At 55.9% G+C, this 22,017-nt stretch carries 21 protein-coding genes and 1 tRNA gene; 16 read left to right on the forward strand and 6 right to left on the reverse strand.

The features are described from left to right. Nucleotides 1–174: 174 nt before the first annotated feature. The 7 genes from GXP52_04470 (at nt 175) to GXP52_04500 (ending at nt 7,446) form a co-directional block, all read left to right on the forward strand. Nucleotides 175–1,572 carry a hypothetical protein gene (locus tag GXP52_04470; GenBank protein ID NOY86535.1) on the forward strand — a complete coding sequence of 466 codons (1,398 nt, stop codon included), beginning with the start codon at nt 175–177 and terminating at the stop codon, nt 1,570–1,572. Between the two features lie 34 nt (nt 1,573–1,606). Next, nucleotides 1,607–2,731 carry a hypothetical protein gene (locus tag GXP52_04475; GenBank protein NOY86536.1) on the forward strand — a complete coding sequence of 375 codons (1,125 nt, stop codon included), beginning with the start codon at nt 1,607–1,609 and terminating at the stop codon, nt 2,729–2,731. 49 nt (nt 2,732–2,780) lie between these two features. Continuing rightward, nucleotides 2,781–3,812 (forward strand): 3-deoxy-7-phosphoheptulonate synthase, encoded by a 1,032-nt coding sequence (gene aroF / locus GXP52_04480; GenBank protein NOY86537.1) that lies wholly within the window; start codon nt 2,781–2,783, stop codon nt 3,810–3,812. A 35-nt stretch (nt 3,813–3,847) separates the two neighbouring features. Beyond that, a complete protein-coding gene (locus tag GXP52_04485) occupies nt 3,848–4,633 on the forward strand; it encodes an ABC transporter permease (protein ID NOY86538.1) in 786 nt (261 codons plus the stop codon). A 118-nt stretch (nt 4,634–4,751) separates the two neighbouring features. Continuing rightward, the gene (locus tag GXP52_04490; protein ID NOY86539.1) at nt 4,752–5,387 is read left to right on the forward strand and encodes an ATP-binding cassette domain-containing protein; all 636 of its coding nucleotides are present in this window, start codon (nt 4,752–4,754) and stop codon (nt 5,385–5,387) included. Nucleotides 5,388–5,548: 161 nt separating this feature from the next. Continuing rightward, nucleotides 5,549–6,601, forward strand: coding sequence for an MCE family protein (locus GXP52_04495; protein ID NOY86540.1), 1,053 nt, complete (start codon nt 5,549–5,551; stop codon nt 6,599–6,601). Next, nucleotides 6,598–7,446 carry a tetratricopeptide repeat protein gene (locus GXP52_04500; protein ID NOY86541.1) on the forward strand — a complete coding sequence of 283 codons (849 nt, stop codon included), beginning with the start codon at nt 6,598–6,600 and terminating at the stop codon, nt 7,444–7,446. Before GXP52_04495 ends, GXP52_04500 begins: the two co-directional genes overlap by 4 nt. Here GXP52_04500 and GXP52_04505 read toward each other — a convergent pair. The 4 genes from GXP52_04505 to GXP52_04520 form a co-directional block, all read right to left on the reverse strand. Next, nucleotides 7,443–8,450, reverse strand: coding sequence for an ATP-binding cassette domain-containing protein (locus tag GXP52_04505; GenBank protein NOY86542.1), 1,008 nt, complete (start codon nt 8,448–8,450; stop codon nt 7,443–7,445). The genes GXP52_04500 and GXP52_04505 overlap by 4 nt on opposite strands. A gap of 5 nt (nt 8,451–8,455) precedes the next feature. Continuing rightward, nucleotides 8,456–9,142 carry an ABC transporter permease subunit gene (locus tag GXP52_04510; protein ID NOY86543.1) on the reverse strand — a complete coding sequence of 229 codons (687 nt, stop codon included), beginning with the start codon at nt 9,140–9,142 and terminating at the stop codon, nt 8,456–8,458. 52 nt (nt 9,143–9,194) lie between these two features. Beyond that, nucleotides 9,195–10,073 carry a solute-binding protein gene (locus GXP52_04515; GenBank protein ID NOY86544.1) on the reverse strand — a complete coding sequence of 293 codons (879 nt, stop codon included), beginning with the start codon at nt 10,071–10,073 and terminating at the stop codon, nt 9,195–9,197. 64 nt (nt 10,074–10,137) lie between these two features. Further along, a complete protein-coding gene (locus GXP52_04520; GenBank protein NOY86545.1) occupies nt 10,138–11,049 on the reverse strand; it encodes a helix-turn-helix transcriptional regulator in 912 nt (303 codons plus the stop codon). Between the two features lie 332 nt (nt 11,050–11,381). On the opposite strand from GXP52_04520, the gene GXP52_04525 reads away from it, so the two are divergent. The 8 genes from GXP52_04525 to GXP52_04560 are packed head-to-tail and all read left to right on the forward strand — an operon-like array spanning nt 11,382 to nt 18,343. Further along, the gene (locus GXP52_04525) at nt 11,382–11,732 is read left to right on the forward strand and encodes a hypothetical protein (protein NOY86546.1); all 351 of its coding nucleotides are present in this window, start codon (nt 11,382–11,384) and stop codon (nt 11,730–11,732) included. Between the two features lie 18 nt (nt 11,733–11,750). After that, nucleotides 11,751–12,299, forward strand: a complete 549-nt coding sequence (locus GXP52_04530) for a hypothetical protein (GenBank protein ID NOY86547.1) — start codon at nt 11,751–11,753, stop codon at nt 12,297–12,299. A gap of 12 nt (nt 12,300–12,311) precedes the next feature. Beyond that, nucleotides 12,312–12,833: a hypothetical protein gene (locus GXP52_04535; GenBank protein ID NOY86548.1), complete on the forward strand. Its 522-nt coding sequence runs from the start codon at nt 12,312–12,314 to the stop codon at nt 12,831–12,833. Beyond that, nucleotides 12,830–13,957 carry an SPFH domain-containing protein gene (locus GXP52_04540; protein NOY86549.1) on the forward strand — a complete coding sequence of 376 codons (1,128 nt, stop codon included), beginning with the start codon at nt 12,830–12,832 and terminating at the stop codon, nt 13,955–13,957. Before GXP52_04535 ends, GXP52_04540 begins: the two co-directional genes overlap by 4 nt. 19 nt (nt 13,958–13,976) lie before the next feature. Further along, nucleotides 13,977–15,293 carry a hypothetical protein gene (locus tag GXP52_04545; GenBank protein NOY86550.1) on the forward strand — a complete coding sequence of 439 codons (1,317 nt, stop codon included), beginning with the start codon at nt 13,977–13,979 and terminating at the stop codon, nt 15,291–15,293. 2 nt (nt 15,294–15,295) lie between these two features. Continuing rightward, nucleotides 15,296–16,753, forward strand: a complete 1,458-nt coding sequence (locus GXP52_04550; GenBank protein ID NOY86551.1) for a nodulation protein NfeD — start codon at nt 15,296–15,298, stop codon at nt 16,751–16,753. Nucleotides 16,754–16,768: 15 nt separating this feature from the next. Next, nucleotides 16,769–17,554, forward strand: a complete 786-nt coding sequence (locus GXP52_04555; protein ID NOY86552.1) for a slipin family protein — start codon at nt 16,769–16,771, stop codon at nt 17,552–17,554. Further along, a complete protein-coding gene (locus GXP52_04560; GenBank protein ID NOY86553.1) occupies nt 17,555–18,343 on the forward strand; it encodes a DUF1722 domain-containing protein in 789 nt (262 codons plus the stop codon). A 325-nt stretch (nt 18,344–18,668) separates the two neighbouring features. Here the strand turns inward: GXP52_04560 and zwf are convergent, their stop codons facing one another. Both zwf and gnd read right to left on the reverse strand, forming a co-directional pair. After that, the gene (gene zwf / locus GXP52_04565) at nt 18,669–20,252 is read right to left on the reverse strand and encodes a glucose-6-phosphate dehydrogenase (protein NOY86554.1); all 1,584 of its coding nucleotides are present in this window, start codon (nt 20,250–20,252) and stop codon (nt 18,669–18,671) included. Next, entirely contained in the window at nt 20,249–21,172 is a 924-nt protein-coding gene (gnd, locus tag GXP52_04570) for a decarboxylating 6-phosphogluconate dehydrogenase (protein ID NOY86555.1), read from the reverse strand. The genes zwf and gnd overlap by 4 nt, the downstream gene beginning before the upstream one ends. Nucleotides 21,173–21,647: 475 nt before the next feature. On the opposite strand from gnd, the gene GXP52_04575 reads away from it, so the two are divergent. After that, nucleotides 21,648–21,722, forward strand: a tRNA-Ala gene (locus GXP52_04575). The last annotated feature ends 295 nt before the right edge of the window (nt 21,723–22,017 follow it).

The raw sequence follows: 22,017 nt of genomic DNA on the forward strand, positions 1-22,017 counted from the left end.
TGGAAACACTGAACTTTGTTGTTATACTCGCGATTGATGGACTCGCAATAAGTCCATCAAACAGGACGAGCGCGGAGCGTGCATCCTGGGGTGGGGGTGGAACCCGGCATTTGTCCATCTGGTCCCGACAGCCATCGCAAAAACGAAACACAAGTGCGGCAGAGGAAGGTAAGCGTGAGGAAGAGAAACCTTTTAATCGTGATCCCCTTGATGTTCGTTTTCGCGTTCCCCGGGTCTGGCCGGGCAGCGGAAAGGGAAAAATATCCCTTCTTTCCCTCCCTCCTCAACACCAGAACCGGCGGGCCGGTCAGTTCCTCGGAGTATGAGAACCCGAACCGCTGCAAGATCTGTCACGGGGACATCTATCGCCAATGGAACGGGTCCATGCACTCCAATGCACTAAAAGACCCCGTTTTCCAGGCCCTGTGGGTAATGGGCGACAGGGAGACGAACGGTGCCATCCGCAACCTCTGTGCGGGGTGTCACACTCCCATAGGAACAGTGGGAGAGGAGGTTGTCCTGGATGCTGAAAAAGGCGTCTTTACCGCCGGAACGATCGCCTCGAGGGGTGTCCAGTGCGATTTCTGCCACACGATCGCGGAGTTGACCTGGGAGAATACGCCTCTCATGCAGCCTTACAACGCTGCCATGCTCATGGATCCGGGCGACCTGAAAAGAGGCCCATACAGGAATTCCGATTCCCCGGGGCATGACACCGCGTATTCCAAGCTGCACACCACCGCAGAGTTCTGCGGTTCCTGCCACAATGTCTTTCATCCAGCGACAAATTTTCCATTGGAGAGGACCTACGAGGAGTGGCGGATATCTGTCTACGCCAGGGCGGGCATCGTCTGTCAGGACTGCCACATGATGCCGCTGGAAAAGGCGATAGAGGCGGCGGCGACTATGCAAAAACCCATTAATCCCGGCAAGGCCTCCCCTTTGGGGCCGGAGCGAAACAACGTCTATACCCATGAATTCGTTGGAGGAAACTTTACTGTAACCGCGATGCTCGGAGCGGACAAGCATGCCGCTATGGCCAGGGCCAGGCTGAAATCCGCCGCCGTAATCAAGATCCTTCTTCCCGACAAGGCCGTATCCGGAAAGGTAGCTCGATTCACAGTCGAAGTGTTCAATGTGGGAGCGGGCCATAATCTCCCCACGAGCCTCACCGAGGTGCGGCAGATGTGGCTCGACGTAGCGGTAAAGGATCCCAGGGGCAACGTGCTTTACCGTTCAGGTGCAGTGGACGAAAAAGGTGATATCGATCCGGACGCCAATATTTTTCACGCGGTGGCTGTCGATAAAGATGGGAATGTCACATATAAACCATGGGAGATCTCCCACTTTTCCTATGTCCGGACAATCCCCCCCAAGGGATCGGACGTCAGTGATTACGCCTTCCTCGTTCCCCCTAAGCTTAAAAAGGGCGAGCTGGTTATCGATGCGGTGCTTCGTTATCGATCCCTTTCCCAGGAACTGGCCGACACCCTGTTTGGAGAGGGCGCAATCGAGGTTCCGGTGGTGGATATGACAGCGGCCCGGTCGGTACTGGAAGTATCCAGAAAGTGATAGCTCTGCAGGGCTGTCGAAAGGTAGCTGCATCATGAAAATGCCAAATGGGCCGACAATTAAACGGCTCGCTTCACTGATTCTTATAGCCGTGTTCCTTGTGCCTGCCGGCGCCGGCGCCCAGGGCCGGCTCATCCAACCCGGGGATTTTTTTCCCGACTACCGGTTTCCGTTGGACCTGTCCACACCAGACGCCGCCTATCTGGGTCTGTCCGACAAAATGGGGACAAGCGGGGAATTCAGGGCGGAGGATGTGTGGGGAAATCTCATTGTCCTGGAGCTGTTCAACCGCTACTGTTTCAGCTGCCGGCTGGCGGCCCCGATTTTTAATCGTGCCTATGATCTGGTTGCGTCAGACCCGGGTCTGTCCATAAAAGTCCGATTCCTCGGTGTCGGGGTTGGCAACAATGCGCGGGTGGTAAAGGAATTCAGGGATGAATTCTCCGTTCCTTTTCCCCTTATTCCTGATCCACGGTTAAGGCTGCTGGATGCTCTGGGCAACCCGGGCGGAACACCCTTTACACTGTTACTTCGCCGGACAGTCGGGGGGATGGTGGTCATGGATGCCCATTTCGGCGTCTTCGATTCTCCCGAGGTCCTGGTTGCCGGGATCAGGGATGTTCTTTCGGGGGATATTGATAAGTTGGTTGAGAAGGCCCCTCCTTCGGAGGTGGCGGACTGGAGCATGAAGGAGCTTAAGCCCCCTCTTTCCGAGGATGCCCTTTTCGACCGGGTAGAGGCCAGTATGAAGCGCGCCGGGTACGGAACGGTGGGGATACACACGGTCAAGCTGCCGTCAGGGGATGAGGTCTACGTCGGGGAGAGCAAACGAGGCAAGGTGTTTTCACGAGTGGTCAACCGGCTGCCGCTGTGCGACGTATGCCATCCAATCCATTTCATTCTCACTTTCAACCCCAAGGGGGAGATCGTGGATTTTGACGCTATATATGTGACCAAATATTGGAACAGGACCTGGAACGATGAAGAGGTGGCAGCCATGAGGAAAAAACTTCTGGGGCTTTCTGTCCTTGAAGATAGAGAGTTCGATCCGGAGGTGGACGCCATCAGCACCGCGACCATGTCCTCGACGCTGATTTTCGACAGCGTAGGCAAAACCGGAAAGATCTTCGAATTATTAAAAAAAGTCGAAAGACCCTAGAAACCTGTCGGAGAACCCCATCGGGCTGCTAAAACAGGAGATATAGAAAATGATTATAGTAATGAAGGAAGGCGCTCAGGATCAACAGCTCGAAGAGGTCCTGAAAAGGATCAGGGAACTGGGCTATACGCCCCACTTGATACGTGGAGAGCAGAGAAACGTCATCGGCGCCATCGGCGACGAGAGGGAAAAGGCGCGGCTCCAGTGCTTGGATGCCATACCCGGGGTTGAAAAGGTTGTTCCCATTCTCCAGCCCTACAAGTTGGCGAGCATCCAGGTCAAGGACGAGGGGGTCGGGGAACGCTCCGTTATCGAGATCGCGCCGGGAGTGGCATTCGGCGGGCAGAGGATCACGGTTATCGCGGGGCCGTGCAGTGTGGAGAGCAGGGAATCCCTTCTGGAAACGGCGAGGGAGGTCAAGGCTGCCGGTGGCAGCATCCTCAGGGGAGGGGCGTTCAAACCCCGCACGTCACCCTACAGCTTTCAGGGCCTGGAGGAAAAGGGGTTGAAGCTGTTGGCCGAGGCCAGGGAGGAAGTGGGGATGCCGGTGGTCACCGAGGTGGTCAACCCGGAGGACGTGGACCTTGTGGCGGGATATTGCGACATGCTCCAGGTCGGCGCCAGGAATGTCCAGAATTTCGCCCTTCTCAAGAAGCTTGGGCATATCGGCAACCCCATCCTGTTGAAGAGGGGAATGATGACCACAATCGAGGAGTTCCTCATGTCGGCGGAATACATTCTGTCCGCGGGCAACCCCAACGTGGTCCTCTGCGAACGTGGGATCCGGACCTTCGAGACCGCGACACGAAACACCCTGGACATAAGCGCGGTTCCGGTCCTCAGGGAAAAGACCCACCTGCCCGTCATAGTCGATCCTTCTCACGCAACCGGGCACTGGCAGTATGTCAAGCCGCTCTCCTTCGCCGCGGTGGCGGCCGGGGCCGACGGGCTTATGGTAGAGGTGCATCCCAAACCTGAGGTCGCCATGTGTGACGGACCTCAATCACTTAAGCCGAGTACTTTCAGGGAGCTGATGGAGAGGTTGGCCCGGTTCGCGGAGGCCGCCGGAAGGACCATTTGAATGATTCGGTACATACCGGCCGGCAGGGAGTTCGGATGTTTCTGATTCTGAGACGCATAGGAAATCTGCTCCTTGACTGCATCTATTATCTCGGCGGTCTGGTCATGTTCGGTATCGGGTCGCTTGGCATGATATTCACCCGGCCGACCTACTTTGCTGAGACGATCAAACAGATGTACTCCATTGGGGTGCGGTCACTACCCCTCATCGGCCTGGCGGGTATGTCGATGGGGATCGTTTTGTGTATGCAGACGATTGACATCCTTGGCCAGTTCGGTGCGGGTCAGTATGTGGCGGCGGTGGTCGGACTGTCCGTCGTCAAGGAGCTTTCGCCCGTTATCACCGCGCTGCTGGTAGCCGGAAGGTCCGGCTCCGGGATCAGTGCGGAACTCGGATCTATGATCGTAACCCGGCAGGTCGATGCCCTCAAGGTGCTCGCCGTGAACCCCCAGCGGTACCTGGCCGCCACCCGGATCACTGCCTGTGTTCTGGTCCTGCCGCTTCTTACCGCCATAGCGGATGTCCTGGGAATTGCGGGTGGGCTCATTGTCGCCGTCACGCAGGGTGGGATCAATTACAGTACCTACTACTATAAGACCCTTGATTACGTCAGCATTACGGATGTGACTCCGGGGCTGATCAAGGCTGCGGTTTTCGGCCTGATTATCGGGACGGTTGCCTGCAACGAGGGGTTCAACGTCCGTGGAGGGACCGAAGGTGTCGGCCGGTCTACAACGGCTGCGGTTGTTCTGGCTTCCCTTCTCATCCTTCTGTCGGACGTCTACATGACCAGGATCCTTCTGGTTATCTTCCCGGAATGAGGTGAACGCCATCAACCAGGACCAAAGATCCGTCATAGAGATCAGGGATGTCTGGAAGACGCTGGATGGCCACGAGGTGCTCCGCGGCATTAACCTGTCCGTCGGCGCAGGCGAAACCATGGTCATCATGGGCAGGAGTGGAAGCGGCAAATCGGTTCTCCTTCAGTGCATTATCGGATTGATGGTCCCGGATTCGGGCACGATAACCGTGGACAGGATGGAGGTGACCTCCTTTAAGACCGAGAGGGAATGGAAGGCCCTCTGGCTCAAGGTTGGATTTCTTTTTCAGGGTGGGGCTCTGTTCGATTCCCTGACCGTGGGCGAGAACGTTTCCTTTCCCATCCTCCAACACACGGCTTCGGGGGAGAAGAGAGCCTTCAGGTGTGCCATGGAACTGTTAAAATTGGTGGATCTTGAGGGTGAGGATGGAAAATATCCATCGGAACTCAGCGGGGGGATGCAGAAAAGGGTCAGTCTTGCCCGTACCCTGGCCCTGGGACCGAGTATCGTGCTTTTCGATGAACCCACGGCAGGGCTGGATCCGGTAACATCTGATTCAGTGTCGCATCTCATTAAAAACCTGAATCGACAGGGAGGCAATACATCTCTCGTTGTGACCCACGATATCCGGTCGGCGTTTCACATCGCTGACCGGATGGCCATGCTGGAGGACGGGAAAGTACTCATGGCCGGTACGCCGGAGGAGTTCAAAGCTACACACCTGGAACAGATCCAGATGTTTCTTTATGGTTGAAGGACTTGCAAAAAGTCCATCAAGTATGATGTGCGCGGAGCGTACATCATGGGGTGGGGGATGGTTGATGATGCATGGTCAGGGTTAAGACCATTCGTGCCTGCTGTTTTTGGGGGAAGTGAAATGCTCCGGGACACGTCCGGAAGATGCGGGAGAATGCGATGAAGAGAAAGACCTTCATGGAATTGACTGTGGGATCTCTTGTGCTCGTGGGACTCGCGGCCGCCTTGGTCATGGTGCTTACCATTGCCAACCGTCAGAATGTCTTTGTGAAAAGGTACAAATTGTTTGCCATCTTCGACAGTGTGGGTGGGCTTAAGGTAGGGGCCCCGGTGTTCCTTTCCGGGGTCGAGGTCGGGACCGTGAACTCTATTTCCTTCACCGGAACGGGCGGTGTCAGAGTAACCCTTCAGATTCAAAAGAGCTACCAGGACAGGATCAAGGAGGACTCCATGGCAACCATCGGTTCGGTTGGGCTCCTGGGTGACAAGAGTGTCGAGGTTACGGTCGGCTCGCCGGACGCGTTGTCCCTGAAGCCGGGTTTGTTGCTGAGAACCCAGTCTCCCATCTCCATCAACGCCCTTCTGGAAAGTGTAACCCCCCTGCGCCGCAGGCTGGAGGAGGTCCTGATCAACCTGGGGAAGATAACCGGGGAACTTGCCGATGACCGCCAGGCATTGGGAAAGGGTCTTCTGGCCGCCGCCGATCTTATGGATGGGATTTCCAAAGGTAAGGGAACATTGGGACGGCTGGTTAAGGACGACAGGATGTACGACAATCTTGCACGGACGGTGAAGGCGGCCGGGGAAACGGCCGCGTCTTTGAAAGAGCTTGCGGACAGGGTGATTCCCATGGTGGAGGAAATCCGTATAACCGTCAAAAATGTTCAGACTACCTCAGAAAAATTTCCTGAAATTTCCAGGGAGACTTCACGTTTCCTGGCATCGGCGGGAAAAACCCTGAGCAAACTGGATGCCATCGCTGATGATGTCAAAAAGTCCTCCAATGAAATACCGGGCATCCTGATCTCCGTAGGTAAGACGGCGGACAACCTCGCGGAGGCGTCCAATGAACTTCCGGGTGCCGCGAGGAGCCTCAGAGGAACCATGGAGGAGTCGGAGAGGGTCGTAGAGGCGGTCAAGGGGAACTGGATGTTGAAGGGGGCTTTCCCCACGGATGCAGGTCCCTCAACGGTGGAGGTCGACCGGCGATGAAGCGTGCGGCCACGATCAGCGGCGTTGTAGCTTTCCTGGTGATTTTTCTTTCCGGCTGTCTGGGCAACCGTCCCGTTAAGCACCCCACGCTTGAAGATGAGGCCCGGACTTACGCCCGGAGATATGATGGGGATTTATCACTTGGACGATATCATCAGGCCATCAGGGACGCCATGCATTCCCTGGCAATCTACCGTGCCCTGGACATGGAAAGGGAAACCGCCATCTCCCTGAACAACCTGGGTGCGGTCCAGGATCGATTGGGGATGGTGGATAAAGCACTTGCCTCATACAGGGAAGCCATCGCCTTGTCGAGAGAAATCAACGACGATGGCACCCTCGCCGCCTCGTTAAACAACCTTGCCGGAACCCTGGCCACAACAAACCCGGCCCAGGCCGCAACACTGGCCAATGAGGCCGGGGATATCGCATCGGCCAGGGGCTTGACCATCGTAAAGGCCAGAACCTTGAGTGTCCTGGCAACCATCTCCTTTGCTTCGGGTGATTTGAAAAAGGCGGGGACCCTTTGCAGACAGGCGCTGAAATTAAGCGCCGGGGGTGGTGGTGAGAGCGTCAGGGCCGCCTGTCTGGCAACACTGGGAAGGCTGCTGGCTCGTTCCGGAGACCCTGATGCCGGGCTGGAATCGGTCAAGTCCGGCCTGGCCATTGACAGGGAACGTGGCGACCCTTTTTCCATTGCCAGGGATTATCAGGCTATGGCAGAGGTTCAGGATGCCATGCACGACATGGATGGCGCCGAGAAAAGTCTTGAAAAGGCCGAACATATCCTGAGATTCCTCGGTCTGCAGCCCGTTAATGATGACTTTTCACGACCCAATCATTAATAGATTTTCACCGACTCCGCCTTGAAGATCAGGGTTATCTCCTCCCCCAGTTTTAACTCCATACGGGCGTATGATTGGGTGGTTATACGGGAGGTGAGCGACTCGCCCACCTCCACCCGGAGATCCACCGATCCGTTTCTTTCCTGAATGCCGGAGATCTTCCCCGAAAATGCATTTCTTGCGCTGGTGGATCCGGGCTCGCGGCTGACCAGAATGGACTCCGGGGGGATCGAGGCCGTGCGTGAACCTTCCTTTCCCTGCGGCACGGCGATGGTTATCCGTCCCGTATCAAAAACCCAGCCTCCTCCGGCCTGGTAGAGGGCCCCCTTGAATACGTTTTCCATTGCGCCGTTAGAAACCGTCCCCTCCAGAATCGTTGCCACCTTGTCGGCCAGTCTGAAGGCCCTGTCCAGATTATGTGTGGTGAGGATAACGGTCGTTCCCTCATCCCGGCATGTTTCCAGGAGCACCCTTTCCATCACTGCCTGGCTGGCTGCATCCACGTTGGCCATTGGCTCGTCGAGGAGGAGCAGATCGGGTTTCATTACAATGGCCCTGGCGAGGGCTACCCTCTGGGCCTCGCCTCCGGAAAGTTCCGCGCACCTCCTCATCTCAAAACCGGGGAGCCCCACCGCGCTCAGCGCACTTTTTACCAGCCGGGCCATCTCCTCTCTGGAAGTTCCGCGGACACGGAGGGGATAGGACACGTTTCCCTCTACGGTACTTCTGAACAGGTAGGGGAGTTGGAGAACGATACCGGTCCTTCGCCGGAAAGCCGCCATGGCGGCTTTCCCCCCGGAGTAAAGGTCCCTCCCCTCAAACAGGATCCGGCCCGCGGTAGGGGAAATAAGATGTCCCAACAGCATCAGCAGGGTGCTTTTGCCCGAACCGTTGGGTCCCGTAAGGGCGGTAATACAGCTCTCGCCGACCAGGAGATCCGGGATGTTCAATACCCGGTGTTCTCCATAATCAAATAAGAGATTTTCGATTTTAAACAGAGCCATCCTGGTCAGTACTTCTGGAATCTGCGGAAGAGCAGGTTGACGGTAAATGCCACGGAAAGGAGGATAATCCCCAGGGCCATGCCAAGGGCGAACTCGCCCTTTCCCGTCTCCAGGGCGACGGCCGTGGTTATGGTTCGGGTGTAGCCTCTTATGTTGCCCCCCAGCATCATGGCTGACCCGACCTCCGCGATGACCCTGCCGAACCCGTTGATAATCGCGGCCATGAGGGCAAAACGGGCCTCGATCAGAACTGCCCATGAGGCCTGCCGGGCACTGGCCCCGAGGCTTATGGCGGTCAGGGAAGCCCTGTCGTCAACCGCGTTGACTGCGGCAACGGTGAGTCCCACGATGAGGGGAACGGCGAGAATAATATCACCGATGATGATCCCGGTAGGGGTAAACAGGAGATCGAGAAACCCCAGGGGCCCACGGCGGGACAACAGGGAGTAACAGAAGAGTCCGACGACGACTGTGGGGAGGGCCATGAGGGTGTTGAGCAGGGTTAACAGGGCTCCCTTGCCGGGAAACTCCTTCGTTGCGATGATATATGCTGTGGGTATGCCCACGATGGCCGCGGTCAGGGTGGCCGTTCCCGCGACCCGAAGTGATAGCAGGGCGATGGTAAATACCTCGTGGTCGAAGTTGACCAGCAGGCGAAGGGCCCCTATGAAGGCGTTGATCAGGTACTCCATTACCCTCCCCTGGGATTTTCCATCGTGTTATTTGACCCGGCCAAAGCTTATATTACCGAGGTTTTGTAACATTCCCGGCGGCTGGAGGCTGCTGCCCCGCAATGGGAACGAATATCACGTTTCCGAACCTGTCCTTGAATCCGCCGATAAGCCGCTGACCCTCCGGGGATGTCATGAATTCGATGAGTTTCGTGGCCCCGTCATAATTGGAATCGGGGTGCTTCTCCGGGTTGACCGCGATGATCCCGTAGGGGTTGTAGAGGAGTGGGGACCGCTTGTGAAAATCCGGGACCAATTCAACTTTGTCGGCGTATTTGAGATAGGACCCCTGATCGGACAGGGTATAGCCGCGCTTCTCGTCGGCCATGGTCAAGGTTCCGCCCATTCCTCTTCCCGATTCCAGGTACCAGGGCTTTGCCTGAGGGACCTTCCCCAGTGCCTTGATCCAGATGGCCTTCTCTTTCACATGGGTGCCCGAACCGTCTCCGCGGGATATGAAGGGACTTCCGGAACGGGCGATCTTTCGAAAAGCCTCGACGGCGGTGGGGGCGGAGCCTATCCCCGCAGGATCCTCCTTCGGTCCGACGATGATAAAGTAATTGGCCATTACGGGCCGGCGGTCAATGCCGAACCCGGCGTCCACGAATGCCTTTTCAAGGGCAGGGGCATGTACCAAGGTGACGTCCACATCCCCGTTTTCAGCAAGCTTGAGGGCCTTGCCGGTCCCAACGGCGATGACGTCGACCCTGATGCCGTATTTGTCCTCAAAGATAGGCAGAATGTAGTCAAGGAGTCCGGTATTGTCGGTACTGGTTGTGGAGGAAAGCTTGAGACGGTTTCCGGCAGCCGCGTAAGGCACATTTAACGCGTATATGAGAATTCCCGTAACAAACAGAAGGGCAAGCCCGATTCTTGTCCTGTTTCTATTCATGAATAAATCCTCCCTGTGTTCCAATATGATAGGGTCGTAAAAAGTCCATGAATGGCTATGGCTGTTATATTGTCTCAGTGAGTATCCGACCTGCACCGGAAATGTCGTAGCCTGTCAGGCCGGCTGCAATCCCTGTAAATTCGCCGGTATTCAAAAGGCCGAAAAAGTTCTGGATCTCTTTTTGAAAAAAAGTATCCCGGTATACCACCAGGTCGAACCGTTCCAGGAAAAGGGGAATGAAGTCGAGGCCCAACATCTCCGCGACGGCCTGGATAGCAAGGCCGACATCCGCTTGTCCTTTCATTACCGATACACCGACCTCCATGTGGCTGCCGAGGGTCGGACTGTCATCGGCAAACCCCGAGCGGTCTGTGCCGAGGCGATCAAGTTCCCTTTCGAGGCGAAGACGTGTGCCGGTCCCGACCTCACGACCGGCCCATCGTCGTCCGCCGGCCAGGGTATCCTCCAGGGTGTGGATTCCCAGTGGGTTGCCCTTGGGGAGAAGGAGCCCCTGTGTCCTTACCGCCATGGAGACCGCCACGGCCCTTTGATCGAAATGGTCGGCAAGATAATCTGCATCCTGGTGAGCGTCACCCGAGGGGTGGAGATGGACCGCGGCAGCATGGCAAAGCCCCCTTTTCAGGGCCAGGATTCCCTCGGTGCTGCCGGCCCTCGATTGCAGGGGGATTGTCTCGGTAAACCGCCTTCGAAAGAGGGAAATCAACCGGACAAGAAGGGGATCATCGCTTCCCGCAATGAGGAGAAGGCCCTGCGCCCTTTGGGCGAAAGACCATTCTTCCGGAAAATCGGCCACACCGGATTCAATCCACCTGTCCACCAGGTGACGGGGAAAAAGCCATTTTCCGGTTATCTTGGTCCCGGGAAGCCCGCGGTTGTGGATAAGGCTATAGACCTGCTTTTCGTTAATACTCAGATATTCAGCAACCTCGCGGGTGTCGAGGAAAGAACTTATCAAGCGTGCCTCCTTTGCGGTGGATGGTAATGAAGTTACCCTCAAAAAATGGTAGGATCAAGAAAATTATTACAAAAAATAACTATATATTACATTAATGGAGCCTTGTTGGAAGTCCGGCACCAATTCGGAGCACGGGGTTTCACGCAGAAGGGCGTATTTTGCGGTGAATCAACCCCCCAGACCCCAGACCCTACTCTTAAAGCCTTTGCATTGGTTTTAGGGGTCTGTTATCATTTTCGGATAGAAATTGTTCATGTTGATGACTTTGCAAAAAGTCATCAACGCGCCCATGTGCGGGGCGCTCAAATTGAAGATTTGTGAGGGAAGTGAAAATGACATTTTTCGCTTTCCGTGGAGTAAAAAGGCATAGAAGGACCTTTTACGATTCTATAAATATGGTTCATCCGGTTAATGCGTACCTTTATTATTATTTTGCCGTCATTGCGAGGAGCATCGAGGGAAACGAGAGTGACGCGACAATCCCAGGCGGAGCTGAAAAGCTCGTCACGGCGCCCTCCGGCCGCTATGGGATCGCTTCCGCCGTCGCCCTACAGGCTATGGCGGACAGGTCACATGGGTTACAGCTTCCGCCGTCGCTCTTCGAGCTATGGCGGGACAGGCGTGATGACAAATGGCGGGGTATGGTCCTCATCCAGGTACTCATTTCCAGGATGAATCTATAAATATTAATTGGGGGATAAATGGAGGACAGGGTCAGACAGCTCGAAAGCGATATCCAGACGCTGAAGACACGGTACGATCAGTATTTTCTCGGGGTGCTGAAACGGCCTCCTGAGAAACTGGCCGGTGATGTCGCCAGGGAGGTACGTCGGTTTTCGACGGTCACTATAACCAATACCGCACTGCGGTTTCGGGTCCAGCAGGCCATCTCCCGATATAATATCTTCCTTCAATATTGGCAGCGGAACCTTCGGGATATCGAAGAGGGAAAGACCCCCAGAAGGAGAAGGGTTGTAAACGACGGTGAGTCTCTCCAGTCGGGCGTTATTGAGATATCCTCTCCGGAAGAGGACAGGGAGCAGATGAACTCGCTCTTTATGGTCCTGGACAGGACATACAGAAAAAATACGGGCCGGCCGGGCCCGACTATTGCCAGTGTCCGAAAAATGGTAGGTAATCAAACACGGATGATAAGGGAAAAATACAGTTGTGATCGTGTCGCTTACCGTGTGGAGTATAAAGACGGAAAGGTGAGAATCAAGGCCGCCCCTGTAGGTGTGAAGAGGTAGAGAGAAAATATCATGGCTCAATCCAAAGTTGCCGGACTTCTCGAATCTTTGACCCGCCTGATACCGGGCATCTCCGGCTACCAGGCGAGGGAAAAACGACGGGGCGCCGACAAAGCGGTCCGGGAGAAAGCCGCCGGCGCGGTAATCCGCTGCAGGGGAAAGATCTCAAGGTTGATCACGGCAATGTCCAGGAAGGGTGACCTGGCTTCCTTGAAGTCCATTGGAGAACTGGAACGGGTCGCCATAAGACTGGAAAGGCTTGAGGATGAGCTTCGCCATGCAGTATACGGTTACACAGGCTTTTTCGACGAAACCGGAGTCGCCCAGGAGGAGTTGGGGCTCCTTTACGAGTTTGACATAGAACTGTTAAGTGAGTCTGAAAAACTTGAAGGGCTTGTGCCCGACCGGCAGTCCGGGACCACCGAAGGCTGGCTCGAATCCTTGAGCAACACCGTGGATGCTGTTCAGAGATCTTTCGAGGCTCGGAAACGGGTTGTCGAGAGGAAAGGCAATGGGTGTGAGGTGGCCGAATGAGCGAGTTTATCGAGGTCCTGGAATGGATTGATGAAACCGGCGAGGAAATGGTGCACCGCGTTCCTCCCGCAGGAACGGGAGAGATCAAGTTCGGGGCCCAGCTGGTGGTTAACGAAAACCAGGCCGCTGTATTTTTCCGGGATGGTCGCGCCCTGGACGTGCTTGGTCCCGGGCGGCAAACCCTTACTACCCAGAATCTCCCTCTTCTGACCAAAGCATTGAGCCTTCCTTTCGGCTTCCGGAGTCCCTTCAGGGTGGCCGTCTATTTTGTGGCGATGAAGACCTTCACAAATCTTACCTGGGGTACGAGAGACCCCGTGGCCTTTCGTGACAGTGAATTAGGCATGGTCCGGCTCCGGGGTAACGGAAATTTCACCATCAGGATTTTGCAGCCCATGCTTTTTGTAAACGTGGTCGCCGGGACGCAGGGCATCTACACCACCGACGAGATAGCTGATTTTCTGAGGGGCATCATCGTATCGAGGATCAACGACCTCCTGGGTGAAAGCCTTGATACCCTCCTCAACCTGCCCCAGGTTTATGAAGAATTGGGAGCCGCCGCCAAGGCCAGGGTCCGGGACGAGTTTCTCAAATACGGTATCGAACTCAGGGATCTCATCATACGTTCCATTACCCCGCCGGATGATGTTCAGAAAATCATCGATGAAAAAGGAAGCATGAAAGCTGTCGGCGAGGGAGACTACCTTCGATTCAAAGCGGCGCAGTTCATGGGCGACGCTGCGGAGACAGGGGCGGGAGGAACGACGTCAGGCGCCGGGTCCGGCATGGGTATGGGGCTGGGTGCGGGGCTGGGAATGATGATTCCGGCTTTTCTTAAAGGAGCATTGAGTGAGGGAGGTAAGAAGGAGCGGGTTAAGGGTTATCCATGTCCCCAGTGCCGTTGTGAACTGCCCGAGGACGCCAGGTTTTGCTACCGATGCGGTACGCCTGTCGTTAAAGGACAGATCTGCCCCGGATGTCAAACAGATCTGCCCGCCGACGCCAAATTTTGCTTCCGGTGTGGGCAGGAGATAAAGAAGCGGGAGACGAAATGCCCTCATTGCGGGAAAAAGGCCCCGGACGGAGCGCGTTTCTGCCTGAATTGCGGCGAGAAGATTCAATAACCACCCCGTGACCTGATACGTGAAAAAAACCTGTTACGTCAGCCATCAATGCCCGCAGTGCGGCGGCGAAACGGTCTTCGACCAGGAGGCTACAGGCACAAAGTGTCGCTATTGCGGTACCGCGCTCATGGTGGTGGGCGGCCGTTCAGCATGGTTGAATTTCCTCATTAAACCAAAGATCAAGGTCAAGGATACCCCTCCTGAAATCACTGCCATAGCCAGGAAGAACCGCTGGAAACCGTCTCTTGTAAGGTCGGTTATCCCTTTCTATTACCCTTTCTACAGGATAAGAGGGCAGGCCATCCATTGGGTGACCGGTGAGAAGAGGAGAGACGATGTTCGCCAGGGGGAATCGGTGGAGGAATTGAAAACCAGGAATTTCGACCTGATGCGGCCGGGGCACACGGACCTGTCCACCGGCCTCTTCTCTCCCGGGATCAGAGCACAGACCTTGCACCTCTTTCTGGCCACGAGGGAAAACGCGGGGGGGATCCCATTTTTACCGATGCAGTTGAGCAGAGAGAAATTTCACGATAGGGTCAGGCACAACACTACCGAGGGTTTTGATGTATCCGACCTGTTTGTCCTCGAAGAGAAGACCTTCCTGATCTGGGAGCGCTACTCCATACTCTATTTTCCCCTCTTTCTTGTGGAGATCCGGGAAGGTGAACAGCTTCGGCTTCTCCTTATGGATGCCGTCAGTGGTCACCTTGTACGTCAGATCGGGCATCAGGAGATGGAGACCCTTTTAAACAACCTGGGTATCGGAGAGTCCCAACCCCCCATTGAGAACCGTCTCAAACTTGTCCCCCTTATCTGCCCTGAGTGTGACGGTGATCTGCAGTCGGGTACGACCGCGGTTATCAGGTTCTGCTTCAACTGCGGGCGGGGATGGGAATCTGGAGGATCCAGGCTTCAGGAAAGGAAATGCCTCTGGGCGGGGACGGAGGTGATGGTTCGACAGGAACAAACGATCTTTCTGCCTTTCTGGCGGCGAAATGCCGGTGACGGCGGTTCAGTGATACCGGCTTTTGGAGTCCGGTCTCCCCACCTCCTGTATAATATATCGAAACGGTACTACAATGCCGACTTTCCGGTGGAGAACATTCCTTACAACTGCCGGACATCCGTTAAAACCCTTCCGGCTGAGCTTTCTCCGGAGGAGGCCATGGAATTGATGGATGTGGTAGTCTATACAAGCCGAAAGGCCCGGGTGGAAAACAGAAAATTGGATTCCCTGGTATTGATCCCCTTCAGCCGCAGAGGGCCTGATCTTGTTGATCACTATCACGGGCTTGCCGTCCCGGTGTCTGGTCTCAATGTGAGGATGTCGTGAGCATGAGAAGAATTTCCTTGCGTGTAATCATCTTTTTCGTCGCCCTGGGTTTTGCCCAGTTTATTCCAGGGCCTGGTTCGTTTTTCGGAGGACAATTTTCCACAGGTCTTCTGGCCGACAGTGATGTTTCCCCCACCGGGCAAAATGCAGAGGACAGTGTGCCCCTGGTCGTCCGTATCGTTGTCGATGGGTCAATCAACCCAATCACCGCAAACTATATCGAAGAGCAGCTTGTGCAGGCGAATAAGGACAAAGCCGAGTTGCTGGTCCTGCAGTTGGACACCCCGGGTGGACTCATGTCCTCCATGCGGCAGATCGTTAAAGCCATCCTCGCTTCGCCCGTCCCGGTGGCGGTTTACGTAGCCCCTTCAGGGGCGAGAGCCGCGTCGGCCGGGGTTTTTATCACCCTCGCGGCCCCCATCGCCGTCATGGCCCCGGGGACCACCATCGGGGCGGCCCACCCGGTCACGGTGGGGGGAGGGGGATTTTTCGGCGGGAAGAAGAGTAAAGAGGGAGGGAAGAAATCCGGGAAGGATGGAGAGGAAAAGACGGCTTCACCGCCCCCTGAAGGCGATGTCATGGCAACCAAGATCCTCAACGACACAGTGGCCTTCATACGGTCCATTGCCGCTAAAAACGGCCGCAACGTCAAGTGGGCCGAGCGGGCGGTTCGGGAAAGCATCTCCTCGACGGAGACGGAGGCCGTTAAGGAAGGGGTGGTGGATTTCGTCGCGGCGAACATGGACGAACTGTTGAAGAAGGTCGAGGGGATGACGGTGACGGTGGCGGGCGGGAAGCGGACCCTGGCCCTTTCCGGAGCACATGTTGAGGACAGGCTCATGGGCACCCGGAGACGGATTCTGGCTGTTATCACCGATCCCAATGTCGCCTATCTCCTTATGCTGCTGGGAATCTTCGGGATCTTCTTTGAACTGGTCAACCCGGGTGTTATACTACCCGGCGTCCTGGGTGGAATTTCCATAATCCTCGCCTTTTTCTCCTTTCAACTCCTGCCCGTCAACTATGCGGGCGTTCTTCTGATCCTGTTCGCGCTGGTTCTGTTTGTCCTGGAGGTGAAGGTGGTTTCTTTCGGGATGCTGACCGTTGGCGGCATCCTGTCCCTGGTGTTGGGCAGTCTCATGTTCTTTAACTCCGCGGATCCGTACTACCGCGTTTCCCTGTCCCTGATCTTCGGGATGACAGGCCTGATCGCGCTCCTCTTCATAGTCGGGCTTGGACTTGCCGTCAGGATAAGAATGAGAAAACCGACAACCGGGATCGAGGGGCTCATCGGAGAGGTGGGAGTTGCCGATACCGACCTGGAGCCGGAGGGAAAGATAAGGGTTCACGGAGAGATCTGGTCAGCGGCCTCAACCGAACCTGTCAAGGCAGGGGAGAAGGTTGAGGTGACAGAGGTAAATGGGCTGGTCCTGACGGTCAAACGGCCCAATACGGAATAAAAAGGAGGTTTTGCCATGTTTTTATTTTCTTTCAGCCCCATTGTCACCGGTGCGGTGGCTATCATTCTTTTCCTCGTCGTTTCGGGCATCAAGGTCCTCAAGGAGTACGAGAGAGGGGTTGTCTTCTTCCTTGGGAGGCTGGTCGGCGCCCGAGGCCCCGGCCTCATCTATATCGTCCCGGGGCTGGAGAAGATGGTGCGGATCGGCCTGAGGCTGATAGTGATGGATGTACCGCCCCAGGATATCATCACAAGGGACAACGTGTCGGTGAAGGTAAACGCCGTCGTCTATTTCCGGGTTATGGATCCCTCCAAGGCGGTGGTTGAGGTAGAGGATTTCTTCTACGCCACCAGCCAGCTCGCACAGACGACCTTAAGAAGCATCCTGGGGCAGGTGGAGCTGGACGACCTGCTCTCAGAACGGGACAAGATCAACCACGATCTGCAGGAGATTCTCGATTCCCAGACGGACCCGTGGGGGGTCAAGGTGACGAATGTGGAGATCAAGCACGTGGACCTGCCGCAGGAGATGCAGCGGGCAATGGCCAAACAGGCCGAGGCGGAGCGGGAGAGACGGGCGAAGATCATTGCCGCGGAAGGCGAGTACCAGTCGGCCACAAAACTGACCCAGGCGGCGGACATCATGTCCGGTAACGACCAGGCCCTTCAACTGAGATATCTTCAGACCTTGAGGGAGATCGCGACAGAGAACAATTCCACCACCATCTTCCCTTTGCCAATGGATCTTCTGAAGGCCTTTAAAGGATTCCTCGGCAAGGGGAAGGACGAAGGAGACGAGTAGATGACGAGGATTCTCAACGTTCACCCCAAATATTTCTCCGACCGGCGTCTGGCCGCGGAGCACGACCACCTCCATGAACTCCTCAATGCCTTGAACGACGAGGAGAAAGCCACGGATCATCCCGACGTTTTCAGGTTCAACGGCAGGAGGGGGCTTTTGTACATCAGGCACAGGATGTTCGCCGAGGAGATGGGGATCAGGGCCATGGAGCATCTGACTCTCATCGACCGCATGAACATCCCTTCCAGCGAATGGAAAAGCCTTGAAATGGACGACGGGGCTATTTTGGAGGATCTCGAAGAGGTCAGGGCGGAGGGGGTGCCTGGAAGGGTGCCCCTTCCGGACGGCAGGGACATCACGGAGGTAACCGGCGAGATGGACGTGCTCTCGGTCATCCCGGGCATCATAGAGGACGAGATCCTCCTGGGGCTTTACAGGCGCTACAAGTACGTTGTCATGGAGCGATCATACCGGCGCTACAGGAATCTCGCCGATCCCCTGCGGGGCAAATTGAGGGGGCAGACATGGATCCTCTTTGAACTTATGATGGAGGAAACACTGGCCGTAAAACCGGACGAAAGAGGGCCCGCGACAGCATATGAGACGTTGTGGGAGCGGCTCCGGGAAAGTGCTACAGATGAGGAGAAACACCGGTTCGAGGCCCTCTTCGGGGCGCTTGAACCGGGGAAGGTCAGCCTCGAAATGCGAGAATTTCTGGCACGCACAGCCGCCCGCATCGGCGACAAAGACCTTATGGTTTCACAGCTCCTTGTACCGTATATGGATTGATTTGGGCGCCCTTACATGGGCGCGTTGATGACTTTGCAAAACGTCATTAAACATGCTTCATCCGGTTAATGCGTACCTTTATTATTTTGCTGTCATTGCGAGGAACATCGAGGGAGACGAGAGTGACGCGGCAATCCCGGGCGGAGCTCATAGCAGCGCCCTCCGTCGCCTACGGGATCGCTTCGCATGGGTTACAGCTCGCGATGACAGATGGATGGCTTCTTGCGAGTCCGTCAACCCTTGAACCTTGAACGATGAACCTTGAACGTTAATAGGGCCGTAAAAAGTCCATCAATGGGTGCGTTGATGACTTCTCACGAAGTCATCAACTGTCATGCATAAGCCTTTTTAGCGCCACCGCCTCCGGGGGCCCCCATGTTCCCGCTTCGTAAACCTTCAGGTGATCCGCCCGGTCCGTGCAGGTCTCGCACTCGTGGAGGACCGGGTCGATATAGGTCCAGGTCAGGTCGATCTCGTCCTCCCTCAGGAAAAGCATCTTCTCCCCCTGCATGCAGTCCAGAAGGGCTTTTTCGTAGGCCGCCAGAACCGGTCCCGAGTATCCCTGAAGGAAGTCGAAATTCATTGTAACGGGACGTAAGAGAATCCTGTCCCCGGGGATTTTCGTCTGGAAGGAGAGGGATATCCTCTCCTGGGGCTGGATTCCAAGGGTCAAAACGTTTGCCGATACAGGGTTTCCGAGAATTTCACGGAACATGGTGATGGGGACATCCTTGAACCGGATCATGATTTCCGTCAGCTTGGCTCCCAGCCTTTTGCCCGAAGTGACGTAGAATGGAACCCCCTGCCAGCGCCAGTTGTCAATGAATATCCTCATCATGGCGAACGTCGGAGTAAGGGAACCGGGCGCCACTCCCTCCTCCTCTAGATAGCCGGCTACCGGTTTCTTCTCCACCTTGCCCGGCCCGTACTGTCCCAGGACGAGGTTGCCGTAGACGTCGTCCAGGTGGAACGGTCTCAGTGAGCGGAAGACCTTGACCTTCTCATCGTGAAACGGTCCGGTTGAAAATGTGGAGGGCGGTTCCATGGCCGTGAGGGCCAGGATCTGCATCATGTGGTTCTGGAACATGTCCCTGAGGACCCCGGAGCTCTCGTAGTAGCCCGCCCTTTTTTCCACACCGAGGGTCTCTCCGGCTATGATGTCCACGTGGTCAATGTAGTTCCTGTTCCAGAGCGGCTCGAAAATCGTGTTGGCGAAACGGAACATGAGAATATTCTGGACGGTTTCCTTGGCCAGATAGTGATCGATGCGATAGACCTGCTCCTCGGCAAAGCTGGAGTGGATGGTGCGATCGAGTTCCGCCGCCGACTTCCGGTCTCTGCCGTACGGTTTTTCCACGACGATCCGGGACCACCCATTTGTCTCCGTATTTTCCGCCGACAGGCCGGACTCGCCGAGCAGCCTGGCGACGTCCTGGTACAGGAACATGGGAAGCGCCAGGTAGAAGATCCTGTTGCCTCCCGTTTGGCTGTCGCGGTCAAGTTCGATGAGAAAACCGGCCAGGTTCCGGTAGGATTCCAACGAGTCCATATTCAGCGGTACGTAGTGAACTTTCGAGGCGAAATCCTCCCAGCCCTCGAGGTCGTTCCCCCCCTTCATGGCCGATTTTTTGAGCATGGCTCGGAACTTTTCGTCATTCATCACCGTTCTTCCGCAGCCCACGATCCTGAACCTTTCGGGCATCCCCCCCTTCCGTTCAAGCTTGAGGAGAGAGGGGATGAGCTTTCTGGCGGTCAGGTCGCCCGTTGCGCCGAGGATGACGATGATGCACGGATCGGAAGGAGCGTCGAGGGCGCTGCCGCCGGTGGGCACGGTTTCGGTTGACGCGTGCCCCTCGAGGAGGTTTTCAAGCCCTTCATCCTGTACCCTGCGCCCCGCGTTTCCGCTCATCTCTTTTCTCCCTTCTTGCGCGACGAGACCACCCTGTGTCCTCCGAACTCCTTGCGCAGGGCTGCGATGACCTTGTCGGAGAAGGAGTCTTCCTCTCTTGAGCGGAATCGCTGGAAAAGAGAAAGCGTAATCGCCGGCGCGGGTACGCCTGTTTCCACGGCCTGCTGGATTGTCCACCGCCCCTCACCCGAGTCCTCAACGTACCCCTTTATCGTTTCTAACCTCGAGTCGTCGGAAAAGGCGTACTCGGCCAGTTCCAGGAGCCACGACCTGATAACGCTTCCCTGGTTCCACAGGTGGGAAAGCTCCGAATAGTCGAGGGATGGCCCATATTGCGACCCTTCAAGGATGTCGAAACCCTCACCATAGGCCTGCAGCATGGCATATTCAATGCCGTTGTGGACCATCTTGACGAAATGCCCGGCCCCCGTTTTGCCGCAGTACAGGTAGCCCTCCTCCGGGGCGAGGGTTTTGAATATCGGCTCCAGCCGTTGGTAGCTTTTCTCGTGACCGCCGACCATGAGACAGTAGCCGATCTTGATGCCCCAGATCCCTCCCGACACGCCCGCGTCCAGGTATGAAATCCCGGCGGCCTTCAGGTCCTCGGCGCGGCGGATGTCATCCTTGTAGTAACTATTGCCGCCGTCGATAATAATGTCCCCCTTAGAAAGCAGGCCTTTCAGCGTTGTGATGGTGTCGTCAACCGGCTTGCCGGCGGGGATCATTATCCAGACGGTCCTCGGCGGTTTGAGCTTCTCCACCACCTCCTCGAGGGAATAGGCCCCCTCAGCGCCTTCCCCCTCGATCTCCTTTGTGTTCTTGATGGACCTGTTGTAGGCGACGATGGTGTGCCCGCCCCCCATAAGACGCCGGGCCATGTTCATGCCCATCCTCCCGAGACCAATCATAGCTATCTGCATCGTGAACCTCCTGAGCTGGGTTGATTTCCAATTACCTGAAGATAGTTTAGCACATCGAATGTAACAGGGGGGTCACGCCGTTGGTGTGAAGATAGTCCAGAGGCATCCACCTTCGCTCTTTGAGCTTCGGTGGACAGAGGTTCAAGGTTCAACGTTCAACGTAGAAAAGCAAGCTGTAGGCAATGGATAAAGACAGGCGATGTGGAAGGACAATATGGAGGTATCGAGGTATGGAAGTAACGTTCAAGGTTCAACGTTCAACGTCCAACGTGGAAGGACGAGTTTGAGGTTTAAACCCAGACCCCAGCTTGCCACGCCATAGCTCGAAGAACGAAGGCGGAAGCGATCCCGTGAAAGGGCTGCATTTTACAGGGATGGAGGGGATGAAGGGGATAGACCCTTTCTTTACTCTTCCTCCCCCGGTCTTGCCAGACATGGGTTTTTAGGCTATCTTTCCTGACAGTTTTTAAATCGTGGGGACGTAGCTCAGCGGGAGAGCACCTGCTTCGCATGTAGGGGGTCGTGGGTTCAAATCCCATCGTCTCCACCACTCGACGCATAAAAAGGCCACCTCGGAACGAGGTAGGCCTTTTTATTTGCTCGTGGCAGGCCAAGTTCCGGTAGTCGTGCGACACGAGCAGCGTCGAGTTGTCCTGAGCAAAGCGCCGAAAGCATGTGCGTTGCGTCGAGGGGCACTCGTTTTTTCTTGTTGTTCGTTTCAGGCCGCATTATGGCAACCGCGCGACACGAGTCACGCCACGGGCGTGAGATAGATCTTTCCCTGTGAAACCCTCTTTAAAAACCCTGTGGAACGGCCTGCGAGGGGCCGTGCTGTGGTAAATTAG

This window comes from Deltaproteobacteria bacterium (assembly GCA_013151915.1).
Classification (GTDB): domain Bacteria; phylum BMS3Abin14; class BMS3Abin14; order BMS3Abin14; family BMS3Abin14; genus BMS3ABIN14.

What these genes read in the sequence shown, in the direction of transcription:
- GXP52_04475 (NOY86536.1), top strand. Translation starts at nt 1,607, where the DNA reads ATGAAAATGCCAAATGGGCCGACAATTAAACGGCTCGCTTCACTGATT.
- aroF (NOY86537.1), top strand. Translation starts at nt 2,781, where the DNA reads ATGATTATAGTAATGAAGGAAGGCGCTCAGGATCAACAGCTCGAAGAG.
- GXP52_04485 (NOY86538.1), top strand. Translation starts at nt 3,848, where the DNA reads ATGTTTCTGATTCTGAGACGCATAGGAAATCTGCTCCTTGACTGCATC.
- GXP52_04490 (NOY86539.1), top strand. Translation starts at nt 4,752, where the DNA reads ATGGTCATCATGGGCAGGAGTGGAAGCGGCAAATCGGTTCTCCTTCAG.
- GXP52_04495 (NOY86540.1), top strand. Translation starts at nt 5,549, where the DNA reads ATGAAGAGAAAGACCTTCATGGAATTGACTGTGGGATCTCTTGTGCTC.
- GXP52_04500 (NOY86541.1), top strand. Translation starts at nt 6,598, where the DNA reads ATGAAGCGTGCGGCCACGATCAGCGGCGTTGTAGCTTTCCTGGTGATT.
- GXP52_04505 (NOY86542.1), bottom strand. Translation starts at nt 8,450, where the DNA reads ATGGCTCTGTTTAAAATCGAAAATCTCTTATTTGATTATGGAGAACAC.
- GXP52_04510 (NOY86543.1), bottom strand. Translation starts at nt 9,142, where the DNA reads ATGGAGTACCTGATCAACGCCTTCATAGGGGCCCTTCGCCTGCTGGTC.
- GXP52_04515 (NOY86544.1), bottom strand. Translation starts at nt 10,073, where the DNA reads ATGAATAGAAACAGGACAAGAATCGGGCTTGCCCTTCTGTTTGTTACG.
- GXP52_04525 (NOY86546.1), top strand. Translation starts at nt 11,382, where the DNA reads ATGACATTTTTCGCTTTCCGTGGAGTAAAAAGGCATAGAAGGACCTTT.
- GXP52_04530 (NOY86547.1), top strand. Translation starts at nt 11,751, where the DNA reads ATGGAGGACAGGGTCAGACAGCTCGAAAGCGATATCCAGACGCTGAAG.
- GXP52_04535 (NOY86548.1), top strand. Translation starts at nt 12,312, where the DNA reads ATGGCTCAATCCAAAGTTGCCGGACTTCTCGAATCTTTGACCCGCCTG.
- GXP52_04540 (NOY86549.1), top strand. Translation starts at nt 12,830, where the DNA reads ATGAGCGAGTTTATCGAGGTCCTGGAATGGATTGATGAAACCGGCGAG.
- GXP52_04550 (NOY86551.1), top strand. Translation starts at nt 15,296, where the DNA reads ATGAGAAGAATTTCCTTGCGTGTAATCATCTTTTTCGTCGCCCTGGGT.
- GXP52_04555 (NOY86552.1), top strand. Translation starts at nt 16,769, where the DNA reads ATGTTTTTATTTTCTTTCAGCCCCATTGTCACCGGTGCGGTGGCTATC.
- GXP52_04560 (NOY86553.1), top strand. Translation starts at nt 17,555, where the DNA reads ATGACGAGGATTCTCAACGTTCACCCCAAATATTTCTCCGACCGGCGT.
- zwf (NOY86554.1), bottom strand. Translation starts at nt 20,252, where the DNA reads ATGAGCGGAAACGCGGGGCGCAGGGTACAGGATGAAGGGCTTGAAAAC.
- gnd (NOY86555.1), bottom strand. Translation starts at nt 21,172, where the DNA reads ATGCAGATAGCTATGATTGGTCTCGGGAGGATGGGCATGAACATGGCC.